The sequence below is a fragment of the Spirulina subsalsa CS-330 genome, from assembly GCF_028330765.1.
Classification (GTDB): domain Bacteria; phylum Cyanobacteriota; class Cyanobacteriia; order Cyanobacteriales; family Spirulinaceae; genus Spirulina; species Spirulina subsalsa_A.
Genome location: NZ_JAQMTY010000135.1, coordinates 15,217 through 29,120, shown reverse-complemented (window position 1 = coordinate 29,120; position 13,904 = coordinate 15,217). Strand labels below are relative to the sequence as shown.

The 13,904-nt window shown below is 54.4% G+C and carries 8 protein-coding genes; 3 read left to right on the top strand and 5 right to left on the bottom strand.

What is annotated here, in order from left to right:
* Positions 1-306: 306 nt before the first annotated feature.
* Complete coding sequence (gene psbV, locus PN477_RS09055) at positions 307-801, top strand: photosystem II cytochrome c-550 (RefSeq protein ID WP_217650745.1); 495 nt, start codon at positions 307-309, stop codon at positions 799-801.
* Positions 802-1,099: 298 nt separating this feature from the next.
* On the opposite strand, the gene bchB is transcribed toward psbV, so the two are convergent.
* The 3 genes from bchB to recJ form a co-directional block, all read right to left on the bottom strand.
* The gene (gene bchB / locus PN477_RS09050; RefSeq protein ID WP_272118447.1) at positions 1,100-2,626 is read right to left on the bottom strand and encodes a ferredoxin:protochlorophyllide reductase (ATP-dependent) subunit B; all 1,527 of its coding nucleotides are present in this window, start codon (positions 2,624-2,626) and stop codon (positions 1,100-1,102) included.
* A gap of 419 nt (positions 2,627-3,045) precedes the next feature.
* Positions 3,046-3,636, bottom strand: a complete 591-nt coding sequence (locus PN477_RS09045; protein ID WP_272118446.1) for a hypothetical protein — start codon at positions 3,634-3,636, stop codon at positions 3,046-3,048.
* A gap of 67 nt (positions 3,637-3,703) precedes the next feature.
* Positions 3,704-6,007, bottom strand: coding sequence for a single-stranded-DNA-specific exonuclease RecJ (gene recJ, locus PN477_RS09040; RefSeq protein WP_272118445.1), 2,304 nt, complete (start codon positions 6,005-6,007; stop codon positions 3,704-3,706).
* 585 nt (positions 6,008-6,592) lie between these two features.
* Between recJ and PN477_RS09035 the strand changes: the two genes are divergently transcribed.
* Both PN477_RS09035 and aspS read left to right on the top strand, forming a co-directional pair.
* Positions 6,593-9,268, top strand: a complete 2,676-nt coding sequence (locus tag PN477_RS09035) for an amino acid adenylation domain-containing protein (protein WP_272118443.1) — start codon at positions 6,593-6,595, stop codon at positions 9,266-9,268.
* Between the two features lie 392 nt (positions 9,269-9,660).
* Positions 9,661-11,448, top strand: coding sequence for an aspartate--tRNA ligase (aspS, locus tag PN477_RS09030; RefSeq protein ID WP_272118441.1), 1,788 nt, complete (start codon positions 9,661-9,663; stop codon positions 11,446-11,448).
* A 79-nt stretch (positions 11,449-11,527) separates the two neighbouring features.
* Here aspS and PN477_RS09025 read toward each other — a convergent pair whose 3' ends face one another.
* Both PN477_RS09025 and PN477_RS09020 read right to left on the bottom strand, forming a co-directional pair.
* On the bottom strand, positions 11,528-12,583 hold the full coding sequence (locus PN477_RS09025; RefSeq protein ID WP_272118439.1) for an anthranilate phosphoribosyltransferase family protein: 1,056 nt from the start codon (positions 12,581-12,583) through the stop codon (positions 11,528-11,530).
* A gap of 88 nt (positions 12,584-12,671) precedes the next feature.
* Positions 12,672-13,670 (bottom strand): LysR family transcriptional regulator, encoded by a 999-nt coding sequence (locus tag PN477_RS09020; RefSeq protein WP_272118438.1) that lies wholly within the window; start codon positions 13,668-13,670, stop codon positions 12,672-12,674.
* Positions 13,671-13,904 lie beyond the last annotated feature (234 nt).

Below are 13,904 nucleotides of genomic sequence, written 5' to 3'. Positions count from 1 at the left end.
TCAGGATAAATCAATGGCGTGAGTCGTTGAGCCTAGCAACCCTCTGCAACTCTCGTTGTTTGAGTGGATAAATGGTCAGGTAACTGGCTGTTCAGAATCTCCCACTATAGCCCGTAGGGTTTAGTGGGGGAGTATGTCAAGAGAATTGCTTAATTAATCGTGGGATGCTTCCTTGAGCCAGTCATCATTCGTGTTATTGTCCACTCTTGCTCGCGTGATGAGAAGTGTTATCCCCACGGGTTAAGCCCACGCTGTATTGCTGAAAAATAGAGAAGAATGGATCACACACCACTTTGGAGGAGAATGATGCGCCCTGTGAGATTAATCCTTGTGGCGATCGCAACCCTAGTTTTTGGATGGCAATTTGCGGTAAACCCAGCATCAGCGATCAACGTTGATCAGAAATACCGAGAAATTGTGATTAATCCTGCCGGGGAAACCGCTGTTATTAGTAACGAAGATCTCGAACACGGTAAGCGATTATTTAATGACACCTGTTCGCAATGCCACATGGCCGGACGAACCAAAACCAACCCCAACGTCACCCTGCGCCTTGAAGATCTCGAAGGGGCAGAACCCCCGCGTGATAACGTGGCTGCGATCGTTGATTTCACCAATAGCCCGATGACCTACGATGGTGAAATCGACCTCAGTGACCTTCACCCCAGCACGAAGCGTGCCGATCTCTGGCCCGAAATGCGCGGCTATACCCAAGACGACCTCCGCGATATTGCCGGTTACATCTTGGTTCAACCCAAACTTCAAGGCTACATGTGGGGCGGCGGAAAAACCGTCAACTAGCTCATCCTAGCCCTTGGCCTTCATCCATGATGAGAACAACGCACCAAGCACAGCTTTACGGCTCGTGCTTGGTGTTTTTATAGCAGTCAACAAGGGCATGAGGACAGGCAAGGGGCTTAAGCCCCTTGTTCCAGCTTGAATTAGGACAGGCAAGGGGCTTAAGCCCCTTGTTCCAGCTTGATTGGGGGCTAGGGATTTGGGTATGGATGAAGGCCGCGATCGCACCCGAAGAAAATTCTCTTCTGAAGACGATTCAGAAGAGAATAGCATCTGTGTTGAATCCTGGGTGACTGGTGAACTAAGCGCCGACGGATTCCTTCGCGGCATACATCACTTCAAGACTGATTTGGCTGATATTGCGATCGCGGGCAAATTTTTCGGTATTGCGCTTCACTTTGCCGCGCACAAACCCAGGCACTTTGTTGAGTTCGGTTTTGGCTTCTTTCGTCCAATTCAGATCGGAATCTGCCGAAATCCCTTTCGTAATCACTTCTTTTGTGTCATGACCGCCGAAGATTTCCAAGAGATGATCTTCCATGCCTAGGGTGAAGGAATTATAGACCAAATCCGCAATTTGGTTTGTGCCTTCGTATCCCAAAAAGGGACGATAGCCGATGGGGAAATCTTGAATATGGATCGGGGCGGCAATCACACCGCAGGGAATGTTCAGACGTTTCCCCACATGGCGTTCCATCTGCGTGCCGAAAATGGCCGAGGGTTCAATGCGGGCGATCGCATCCCCAATCTCGCCATGATCTTCACTGATCAACACTTCATCACAATACTCGCTCACCTCCTGGCGGAACCAGTCAGCATCATATTTGCAATAGGTTCCCGCCAACACCACATGAATCCCCATTTCCCGGACGAGAATTTTCGTCATTGCGGCAGCGTGGGTATTGTCGCCAAACACCACCGCTTTTTTGCCCGTCAGGTTTTGGCAGTCAATGGAGCGCGAAAACCAAGCCGCTTGGGAGACATGGAGGGTTTGATTTTCGATGAAGTCTTCATAATCCACAGCCGCCCCTTGGACGTTGAGAATGCCTTGAATGGCGCGGATGCAGCGGGCGGTATCCACCACGCCCATGGGGGTGATATCCACCGACGGTGTGCCAAATTCCGCTTCTAAATATTGGGCAGCCATGGGGCCCATTTCGCGGTAGGGTACGAGGTTGAACCAGGCTTTGGGTAAGGTTTTGAGTTGCTCAACGGTGGCTCCTTCGGGGATGACGGTATTCACCGTAATGCCGAGATCCGCCATTAATCGCTTCAGTTCGGTGCAGTCGTGGCGATTGTGGAAGCCGAGGGTGGACACGCCAAGGATATTGACAGAGGGCTGCTCGGTTTTGGTGGTGTCGAGGTCGCCTTGTTTGCGGGCTTTTTTGATGTAGTATTCGATGATTTGTTGGAGGGTGCGATCGCCTGCCTGCAACTCATTAACGCGATAGTGATTGACATCGGCCAACATCACATCACATTGAGAATCGAGTTGGGCGCGATCGACAAAATTCTGTAAATCTTCTTGGAGAATGCTGGAGGTACAAGTGGGCGTGAGCACGATTAAATCGGGATGCTCTTCCCCATCTTTACGGGTGATATTATCAACAACTTTTTCTTGGGAACCCCGCGCTAACACGTTGCGATCTACCACGCTGGTGGTGACGGGGGTAAAATTCCGCTCCCGTTCGAGCATCGATCGCATCACATTAAAATAGTCATCACCGAGGGGCGCATGCATAATGGCATGGACATTTTTAAAGGAACTCGCCACCCGTAACGTACCAATATGGGCAGGCCCTGCATACATCCAATACGCCAATTTCATAACGAGTTAGCCTCCGTAATAAGTATAAATACAGGTCAATGGATCGTAATGAATCTAGGAATTAAGCAATCCGATTCTGGTTGTGTATTGTCTCAGAAACCTCCGAGGGATGGCTCGCTTCTGTTACATATTGTCGTCTTTGCTTGTTAGCCTTGAAATTGCACCGGATCAGGGGCGATCGCGCTCCTTCGTTCAACCCTAAATCGCGATAAAACTTAATACTTATTCGTGCTTTGTAATATGGAGCAGTGATGTTACTGCTTTTGTCTGAGTCCAGAATTCCATCGGGCAAGATGCCCGCACTACAGAATATTGATTGTGATGGAGTGGGAGCATCTTGCTCCCTATTTTGTTTGAGTCCAGAATCCCAGCGAGCAAGATGCCCGCACGACAAAATGAGAAGTCCACCCGCAAAATCATTAAACCTTAATCACACTGGGTTCACCGGGAGCCGCCACAATCCGCCGACAGCCCGAATCCGGTAACGCCCATTGACAATGCCGCTCCTCTGGTTTGCCCCAACAGAGACCGAGATAAACCTCCGTCATGCCGGCATCGACTTCGGCCCATTCTGCTTCTTTTGCCAATTCTTCCACGAGAGCCGGGGAGAGGCGTTGTTGCTCTTTGCCCATGAGCCACAGGTTTAACGCGGTGCTCACCTGTCGCCAAAATTGCATGATGTCAGCTTTGGCGGCGCGGAGTTGGGCCAAATCGGAGGGGATGGCGATCAGTTGGTTATGGACTTCGGGAAAACTCACCTCTGCGCCATTAAACCGACAGGTGCGCCAAATTAAGCCGGAAACCTGCTGTTCTTGCTGGTAGGCGTGGATTTGCTCGCGAAATTCTCGATAGGCGTAGACTTTGCTGATTTTATTCGCTCCCAGGGCGAGGGAGAGAACGGGGTCGTCTTGGAAGCGATCGCGGGCCGACAGTAAAACGCGCTTGCCTTGGTAACTGGCTCGCATTTCTTGGTCGAGGATGTCGATCAATTGCGCGGTGGTGTAGGCCATGGGTTGCGGTGCTGTTGGGGTGAAAGTCTTTCACGCATAATAACGCCGTTTTGTAAAGATGAGTTCTCTAAACTTCCGATTCGGCTAATTTTTGTTGGACGGTGGCGAGGGGGACACGCTCGAAATAGGTGTGGCGAAAGTGGGTTTCAGCGATCGCATCACATAATTGCGTCACCACAACATCGGCGGCGGCGGGATTGCTGGGGGATTGGTAGGCGGTGATCCGGATGCCTTGGGGGGTGTGTTCCTGGCTAAATCCCATAGCGGTGAGGGCGGCGAGACTGAGGGTTAATTGGCGATCGCTCACCTGCAACGCGGCTTGAAAATCGGCAAGGGTGACGGTGTGGCCGGTGGTGTGAAGGTGCTGGGCCATGGCGATCAACCGTTTAAGGTGGTCTTCCGGGGCGGGAGCTGAGGGGGCATGGTAGGCGAGGGCGAGGGGTTGGGCTTGGTGGATGGCGCGGTGAAAGCGTTGTTGGATGTCATCCCAAACCAGGGGACATTGATCCACCCGGACGCAGTCGATGCGATCGGCATTGGGGTCGGGGTCGGTGCGCCAGTCGAGAATGGCGGGGATTTGCTCGGTGTTGGGGCTGTGGGCTTGGCTGGGGCGGAGGTCGATGAGGCGGATTTCGTAGCGATTTTGGTAGGTGTTGTAGTCGAGTTCAGCGATCGCATCAAACCGCGTGTCTGGGGTCAATTCCTCCGAATAATGCCCCCACCACATCCCCGGAAAGCCTTGGGATGAGGTGCGATCGCAGATTATAAACTGGGTTTTAATATATTTCACCTGTTTGCCGCTGCGGTCTTTAATATTCGCATTGCGCACCGTCGGAAACCAGCAATCTTCGATCAACAACAGCGGCGCAGGATTCCCCATCCCACAGGGTTCTAAGAGTTTTAATTCCTTAAATAGCGTTTCCCCCAACTCCGCCACAGTGACGGTTAAATCCACGGCGATCGTCGGGCGCAGTTGGGTCGGGTCGGGCAATTGGCGGCGCAAGGTTTGGTTAATCCCCTCCCGGAAAAGGGGTAAATTGTTCGCCGCCAAACTCAGCCCCGCCGCGAAGGGATGCCCCCCAAACCGATGCAACAACTCCCGCTGACTGTAGACCAACTGATAGAGATCAATGCCATGGGTCGATCGCGCCGAACCCCGCGCCATCCCGTCATCCCCCAGGGTGAGTAAAATCGTCGGTCGGCCATAGTCCTGGGCCACCTGACCCGCCACCAACCCCAGCACCCCCGCTGACCATTGGGGATCATCCAAAACAATCACATGGGTCGTGGACAGATCCACCTGTTCGAGGCGTTTTTCCACGGCGGCCACCATGGTTTTTTGCAATTCCTTGCGGCGGCTGTTGGCGAGTTCGGTTTGCTCGGCTAAGGCTTGGCAGCGTTGGCGATCGCGACTCGTCAGCAACTCCACACAAAACCGCGCATCCCCCTGAATCCGACTCACCGCATTAATCCGCGGCCCAATCCCAAAGGAAATATCCGTGGGGCGATCGCCGCTTCGTTTGCACAGTTTCAGGAGTTCCGCCACACCGGGACGGGTTGCCGTTTGGGGATTATCTTGTTTCCGAAGCTGCTCAATCCCCACCTGCGCCAAATATCGACAATCCCCCTGGAGCGCCACAAGATCGGCAATTAACCCGATCGCAACAAGATCCAGTAAATCCGTGAGGGGCGTTTGGGGCAGATCCGGAAAACGTTGATATAGGGCTTCGACGAGTTTGTAGGCCACCGCCACGCCAGAAAGGTGATACAGGGGATGAGCGGGGTCAAAATAACGGGGATTGACGATCGCTACCACGTCCGGGCGTTCCGGGGGGAGGGTGTGGTGATCGGTAACGATGATCTCAATGCCGAGGCGGTGGGCGTGGGCGATTTCCGTCAGGTTGGTGCTGCCGGTGTCGCAGGTGACGATCAAGGTTGTGCCCTCGGTGGCGAGGCGATCGAGGTTGGCAATGTTCAGGCCGTGGGATTCGCGATCGCGGTTCGGAATGTAGTAATCCAACTGCTCCGGGGGGAAAAACTGCCCCAACCCATCCCATAACACACTTGTAGAGGTGATCCCGTCCGCATCAAAATCCCCCCAAATCGTCACCCGTTCCCCCTCCTGACGGGCGCGATCGAGGCGATCCACGGCCCGCTCCATTTCCACCCCAAAGGCGAAGGGATCACAGGGTTGATAGGTGCGAGGGTCAATGAAGCGATCGAGGGAGGCGCGATCGCAAATTCCCCGCCGCCACAACAATTGCGCCACCTTCTCCCCGGCAGATTGCCCACAATACCGGCCCACCGCCGCCAGAAAATCAGCGGGTAAGTCCACTAAAGCAACCTGCTGCCACCGTGCTTGTAACGCCATCACCTCTCCTTCAGACTAGATAATTAATCGTTATAGCGAATTGCGAAACGATGACAACACCACCTCCCCCTTTTTCAGTGCGAAACGATGAGAACGCCACCTTCCCCTTTTTATAGCCGTCGTCAGGTTGCTTAGGACAAGGGTATGTCTAGGAACAAGGGGCTTAAGCCCCTTGCCTGTCCTAACGATATTGACTACTGCTATAAGTGCGAAACGATGAGAACACCACTTCCCCCTTTTTAAGGGGGATTGAGGGGGATCTTTGTCCCTTGTGTTGATGGCAACGGCGATAGAATCACCCCAAAGGTCGGAATATTATTGCTCAGAAGAAATGGAACTTCATACAAAATTTATTTTCATCAACAATAATCTACGCTTAAATCAAAGATAATGCTTGGAACGTAAACCCTGAACTAGGATTGCTTGAAAAGTATTTATCCTTCCTTTAGGATAGATGATTTAGGATGGATCATTAAATTGGGTGGGTCTCTTTTGATCTTGCATAATAAATAGACATCGCTGCTATTTAGTCTTTCAGAAAACGTATTCGTCAGGATTCACACGTTAGCAATCCTCAGAAATCCTATGGTTTTAGAACGTTTTGATCGTGTTGTTCAAGCTTGTGGGCCTAAGGTGGCGATCGCTTGCCAAGACCAAACCCTCACCTACACCGAGTTAAATCACCAGATTAATCAACTGGCTCAGGTGCTACTCAGGCACGGAATCCAGCCTCAGGATCGTGTGGGTTTGTTTCTAGACCGGGGTTTGATGTTGGTGGTGGCCGTGCTGGCACTGTTGCGAATCGGCGCAGTCTATATCCCCCTTGATCCTGCCTATCCCCAAGACCGTCTCAATTTCATGGTGGCCGATGTTCAGCCCCGGTGCATCGTGACGACCCAAGCATTACAGTCACGTCTGGCCACCCACATCCCCTTCGTTATTTGCCTCGATCACGATGGGTTGACGAGTTCAGCCGATGACCCGACGGCTCCGGCCCTAGCTTCCCTCGACCCGCAAGCCTTGGCCTACATCATGTACACCTCCGGATCAACGGGTCATCCGAAGGGGGTGCAGATCCTGCGCAGTAGTGTGGATTATTATATGCAGGCCGTGTCTGCGATTATCCAACCCAGATCGGAGGATGTCTATCTGCACACGGCCTCGTTTTCCTTTTCCTCGTCGGTGCGCCAATTGCTCGTCCCCCTCAGCCAGGGCGCGACGGTCATTGTAGCCAATAAGGAACAGACGCGAAATCCCTTGATGCTGTTGGACTTGATCAAAACCCAACAGGTGAGCATTTCCGATACGGTGGCTTCGGTGTGGCGATCGCTCCTCCAATCCGTTAAATCCCTCGATCCCGACACCCGACAAGATCTCCTCACCAACGATCTTCGCCTCGTCTTGCTGTCGGGGGATGTCACCCTGTGCCCCACCCTCCACGCCATCCGCCACGACCTCACCAGCCACCCCGATGTGATCAACATCTACGGCCAGACGGAAACCGTGGGAGTCTGCGCCTATCCTGTTCCCCGCGAGTTTGATCAACAGGATGGCTATGTACCCGTGGGCTTCCCCTACCCCTACAACCGCACCTATATCGTCAATGAAGCCCTGGAGCGGGTGGCACCGGGGGAGGTGGGAGAACTCTGGGTGGCGGGGGGTTGTGTTTCGGCGGGCTATCTGGGGCGACCGGAGTTAACGGCCCAGCAATTTATTCCGAACCCTTGGGCCGCCGAGGAAGACGATCGCGACTATCCCGGCTTGTTTAATCGCCTCTATAAAACGGGAGATCTGGCGCGACAGTTGCCGGATGGGGCGCTGGAGTTGCGGGGGCGATCGGATTTTCAGGTGAAGTTACGGGGGCTGCGGATTGAATTAGGGGAATTGGAAAGCCAATTGGAACAGTTACCGCTGGTGAAAGAAGCGATCGCCCTCGCCAAAGATGATCCCCGCCAAGAAAAGCAACTCGTGGCCTACGTGGTGCTGCAACCCGATGCGCCAGACTTGAGCCTGCGGGATCTAACCCATCAGATTCAAGCACAATTACGGGCGGAATTACCGATGGAATGGGTTCCCTCGGTGGTTGTGCCGTTGGCGGCCTTGCCGTTGACTCTGAACGGGAAACGAAATCGCCTTGCCCTCCCTGATCCCGATTGGGGCGGCATGAGTTTAGGGGCCGATGCCACACCGAGCGATGATCCCACAGAACAAACCCTCCTCACGATTTGGACAGAACTGTTTGATTTTGTCCCCAATCGCCAGGATAATTTCTTTGATTTGGGGGGTCATTCCCTGCTGGCGGTGCAACTCTTCGCCCAGATTGACCAGGCATTTCAGCGCAAACTGTCCTTTCATCATCTCCTCGCCCATCCCACCCTGGCCGATCTAGCCGCCTATCTCCGCGACAGTTCGCCAGAGGATCAGTCTACCCTGCTGGTTCCCTTACAAACCCAAGGCGATCGCCCCCCCTTGTTTTGCATCCATGCCGTGGGGGGCGGGGCAATGTTCTATCAAGCCTTGCTGCCCTACCTTGAACCGGATCAGCCGGTCTACGGGATTCAAGCGCGGGGCTTTGATGGCATTGAGCCACCGTTAGATCAGGTAGAAGCCATGGCCACGCTGTATCTGGCAACCATTCGCCAACAGTATCCGGATGGGATGCTGTACCTGTTGGGGCATTCCTTCGGGGGGTTGATTGTCTATGAAATGGCGCAGCAGTTACGACAACGGGGGGAAACGCCGGGACTCGTGGCGATGATCGATACGAAAACCCCGGCGTTGATGCAGGCCCCTCGATCCTGGCGGCAAACGGTGAAAACCACCGCTCGCAATCTATGGCTGATGAATGCTGACGAGCGCATGGGGTATCTCAAAAAGACCCTGACTTGGTTTTATCGGAAACGGCAAATGAAGCGCGATCGCGTCTATACCGAAGCACTCAAAGCCCAAAATGTTAACCTCCGGATGCTGAATGTATTGCAACCCAACTACCACGCTCAGGACAGCTATCAGCCCCAACCCTATGATGGGGATGTGGAGGTGTATCGGGCCCAACTCCAATCCCCACGCTCTGCCCACAATCCCACCTTAGGCTGGGGCGATCTGGTGCAGGGAAAAATCACCGTTCACACGATGCCGGGGCGACACCTAACCATGCTCAAAGAACCCCATGTGCAAGCCCTGGGTCAGCAGATCAACGCCTCACTACTGTCACGGCACACGCTAATTAGTGGGTTACGGCGGATCGCTGAATTGCAGTGATAGCGAGAGTTTAAGCCGCCTAACCCACCCTACAATAAAATATCATTTTGGCTGTGTCACGACACTACTGTTACGGCACACGCTAATTGGTGGGTTACGGAGGATCGCTGAATTGCAGTGATAACAGGAGTTTAAGCCGCCTAACCCACCCTACAATAAAATATCATTTTGGCTGTGTCACGACACTACAGACATTGCAACAGCAGGCGATGAGTCTCGATCGGATCTGCTGATCTGCGGTGGGAGAAGCGCGGATTGGGCTGGGGCTGGGGGGTGAAGAATGCTGCTCTCTGGAATTCTCCTGGATGAGAGACGGCACAGTGACCCCTGATCATTGATAATGGGCAAAGTGTTTAAACTGTGTTAACCGAATTAACCCTGTCTACTGAGTTATGCGAACCCATTACTGCGCCGATCTGCGAGCCACCAATCTTGATCAAACTGTGACCCTCTGCGGCTGGGTGGATCGCCGTCGGGATCATGGCGGAGTAATTTTTATTGATTTGCGCGATCGCTCCGGTGTGGTGCAGATTGTCAGCGATCCCGAACGAACGCCGGAGTCCTACCGCGATGCGGAAAAACTGCGCAATGAATATGTGGTGCGGATTACAGGGCGAGTGAGCCAACGGCCCGCAGCGTCCCTTAACCCGAAAATTCCCACAGGCGAAATTGAAATCTACGCCGATCGCATCGAACTCCTCAACGCGGTGCATCAACAATTACCCTTCCAAGTGGCATCGAGCGATACGGAGACGGTGAAGGAAGAATTACGCCTGAAATATCGGTATTTGGATTTACGGCGCGATCGCATGACCCGGAATTTAATCTTGCGCCATGCGATCGTTAAAGCCATGCGCCGCTTCCTCGAAGATGAAGAACAATTCATCGAAATCGAAACCCCGATCCTCACCCGCTCCACCCCCGAAGGCGCACGAGATTACCTCGTTCCCTCCCGCGTCAACCCCGGCGAATGGTACGCCCTGCCCCAATCGCCGCAACTGTTTAAACAAATGTTGATGGTGTCGGGGTTCGATCGCTACTACCAGATCGCCCGCTGTTTCCGGGACGAAGATTTACGGGCCGATCGCCAGCCGGAATTTACTCAGCTTGATATGGAAATGAGCTTCATGGGCCAAGAGGAGATCCTCAGCCTCAATGAAGCCTTGATCTGTCACATTTTCAAAACCGTGAAAGGGGTGGAATTATCGCGCCCCTTCCCCCGCCTCACCTATGCCGAAGCGATGGATAAATACGGCACGGATCGCCCGGATACCCGCTTTGGGTTGGAGTTGGTGGATCTGTCGGAACTGCTCAAAGATTGCGGGTTTAAGGTGTTTACCAGTGCGGTGAAAAATGGCGGCAGCATTAAAGTGTTGCCGATTCCGGGGGGCGATCGCATCTCCAACGTGCGGATCAAACCCGGCGGCGACCTGTTCACCGAAGCCACGATCGCCGGAGCCAAAGGGATCGCCTACATCCGCGTTCGTGACGGCGGCGAAATCGACACGATCGGCGCGATTAAAGACAACCTCACCCCAGACCAAAAAGACGAACTCCTCCGCCTCACCCAGGCCGAACCCGGAACCCTCCTCCTCTTCGGCGCAGGGGATACCGCAACGGTGAATAAATCCCTCGATCGTCTCCGCCAAGTGGTGGGCGAACAAATGGGATTGATCGACCCGGATCAAGTGAATCTGCTGTGGGTGACGGATTTCCCGATGTTTGAATACAACGCCGACGAAAAACGCCTCGAAGCCCTCCATCACCCCTTCACCGCCCCCCATCCCGACGACATCGACGACCTCACCACCGCCCGCGCCCAAGCCTACGACTTGATCTACAACGGCATCGAAGTGGGGGGCGGTAGTCTGCGGATCTATCAGCGGGACGTGCAAGAGAAGGTATTTACCACGATTGGCATGAGCGATGAGGAAGCGCGAGCAAAATTCGGGTTTCTCATGGATGCGTTTGAATACGGCACGCCGCCCCACGGCGGAATCGCCTACGGGTTAGACCGTTTGGTGATGCTGCTGGCGGGTGAGGATTCGATCCGGGATGTGATTGCGTTTCCGAAGACCCAACAGGCGCGATCGCTCCTCACCGATGCCCCCGCTGGCGTGGATGACCAACAACTCAAAGAACTCTACGTGGCTTCGACTTACACCCCAGACAAGGACTAGGGTTCAGCCGCTGGAGCATCGGCCAATAGCAGTAGCAGTCGGGATTAAGGGGGATGGGCTGAGGGTTGATGCGCCGGGGTTAGGCGGATAGGGTTTGGAGACAGGTTTGGATGGTGTGGAATTGCGATCGCACCGCCCCGGAGAGCAATAAACGCTGCGCCTCCACAAAGCCCGCTTCAAGGGAGTCACACCGCCCACACCGCCACAGATAAAAGCCCCCATTCCAGATCACCGCCCGGAGATCAGCGGTTTCCGGGTCGTGCAGGATGTGGTGGAGTTGAGCGATCGCCTCTGTTTCCGTGGTCAGGGGCCATTCTGTCCCCCCAAAGCCATAATCACGGGCATGGAGTTTGTAGCGGGTCGGGGCGGTCTGACCCGGATCGCTGTAACTGAGGATGGTGGTGCGATCGCACGGGAGATCCAAACTCCCCTCTAAGCCCTTGATCAATGTATAGTGCGTCACGCCCCGCAACGCCAGCGCCCCCTGAATAAACTGCTCCGTCGGCGGATGCACAAACCCCGCCACCGCATGCACCGCCCCCGCGTAGGGTGTCCACATTAACTCCACCGTCGCCAAGGGGGGCCGCTTGCCGATTTGGTCGCGGTAGTCGTTGAGGGCTTGGGTTTGGGGGAAATGGTGCGGCGTGTAGAAAAAGGTGAAATTTGTCGTTGTTAACAGGGTTTGCACCTGGGCGCGATCGAGGCCGGTAAAATCCAGGCCCAGCCCTTGCCATGTGGTCAGCACCGGCAGCCCGTATTTGGTAGCAAGGCGATCGCTACCATGGAGCAACACCGGCACGCCCGCCGCCGAGAGAATCAACGCCGTGCAAATCGTCACTGGTAACGTGCGCGATCGCCCATCGTAGGGCGTTCCCAAAATCACCAAGGGTTGCCCCAGTCCCAAATCCGGCAACGGCGGACAGAGGGCATCATAGGCATCGAGAATCCCGGCTAATTCCGTTGAGGTGGGTCGCTTAATCCGATGCGCGATTAAAAATGCCCCAATTTGGGCCGGTGTTGCCTCCCCGGTTAACATCATCCGGGCAGCGTCGGCAGCTTCGGGGCGGGTTAAATCTTTACTGGTATGGGGGCCGCTTCCGACTTTTTTGAGAAGGGCACGAAACGCTACGCTCATGGGTGCTGTTACTGACGATGGGGCTTCTTTCCACTGTACAGTTAACCCCGATTTGGTGTGGTGCTTGTGATTCAAATGTTGCAAGGAATCATTCTAAACCTGCAACGGTGAGGGGCGATCGGTGGGGTTGATGGTGCGAGGGGAGGGGATGGGCTAAGGACTGTTGTACCAAGTCGCGGAAATAGGCGATCGGGGGAATGCTGAGGCGGTCTTGGGTGGTGACGCATACCACTTGCCGGGTCAGGCTGTGGTCATCGGCTAAGGTCAGGCCAACGGGAGAGGGTGCGGCGATCGCATCGGAGGCGAGCGATCGCACCGCCAAACTCGGATCATTGCCCACTTCCACGAGGGCGGAATGGGGCAACAGGGCGATTAATTGCCCCTGACGCACCACGCCCCGAAACGCATCAAGGGTGTTGAGTTCGAGCACAGCCTGAAGTTCTGCCCCCAGTTGATGAAACCGTTCTTGCACCAGCCGCTGCATCCCATAGCCATCTTTAAACACCACTTGGGGATAGCGCACCAATTCCGACCAGGGCACGGTGGCATATTGGGCGAGGGGATGGCTTGCGGCCATGAGGACTTCGACGGATTCTTCGTAGAGCACATCCACGACAATTTCCGGGGAGGTGGTTAAAAAGCGATTATTCATCACGATCGCTAAATCTACGAGGTTATCCCGCAGGACTTTCAGGGCGCGATCGCTCCCCAAGGCCGTCACCCGTAACTGCACCTCCGGATACACCCGACAAAACTGCTGCAAAATCGGCGGTAAATAATGGGAACAAACCGAATGAATCGCCGCAATACAAAGCTCTGGCTGTTTGCCTTCCCGTAACTCCGTGAGTTCTGCGATCGCCGCCTGCCACTCCTGACAGACGCGCCGCGCCCTCGGTAAAAATCGCTCCCCCGCCAGGGTCAACTTAGCCTGATTACTGCGATGAAACAGCGGTAACCCCACCTCCGACTCTAGGGCCTGAATTTGGCGGCTAATCGTCGATTGGGTAATGCCACAATCCCGCGCCGCTTGACCAAAATTACCCGTCTTGACGATGGCTAAAAATGCCTGCACTTGCTCAATTCGCATTGTCGCCCCAGAGTCGTAAACTATCTTGCACCGTGGCAGTTCCCCAACAGCATGACATTCGCACCGGCTTTCCCCTCATCTGTTTAACCTGTTCAGTTCTGGGGCAACACCCATCAACGGCGAGACCCTACGCCTTTCCATGCCACACTGTAACCATTACAACAATACCGAGCGAAGTCCCCTCGCTAATGTAGAGGGTGATACACTCTTTCAAAATATTCACCGAATATAGAT

Excerpts from the sequence above, each read along its gene's own strand:
- psbV (WP_217650745.1), top strand. The coding sequence starts at position 307 with ATGCGCCCTGTGAGATTAATCCTTGTGGCGATCGCAACCCTAGTTTTT.
- bchB (WP_272118447.1), bottom strand. The coding sequence starts at position 2,626 with ATGAAATTGGCGTATTGGATGTATGCAGGGCCTGCCCATATTGGTACG.
- PN477_RS09035 (WP_272118443.1), top strand. The coding sequence starts at position 6,593 with ATGGTTTTAGAACGTTTTGATCGTGTTGTTCAAGCTTGTGGGCCTAAG.
- recJ (WP_272118445.1), bottom strand. The coding sequence starts at position 6,007 with ATGGCGTTACAAGCACGGTGGCAGCAGGTTGCTTTAGTGGACTTACCC.
- PN477_RS09025 (WP_272118439.1), bottom strand. The coding sequence starts at position 12,583 with ATGAGCGTAGCGTTTCGTGCCCTTCTCAAAAAAGTCGGAAGCGGCCCC.
- PN477_RS09020 (WP_272118438.1), bottom strand. The coding sequence starts at position 13,670 with ATGCGAATTGAGCAAGTGCAGGCATTTTTAGCCATCGTCAAGACGGGT.
- aspS (WP_272118441.1), top strand. The coding sequence starts at position 9,661 with ATGCGAACCCATTACTGCGCCGATCTGCGAGCCACCAATCTTGATCAA.
- PN477_RS09045 (WP_272118446.1), bottom strand. The coding sequence starts at position 3,636 with ATGGCCTACACCACCGCGCAATTGATCGACATCCTCGACCAAGAAATG.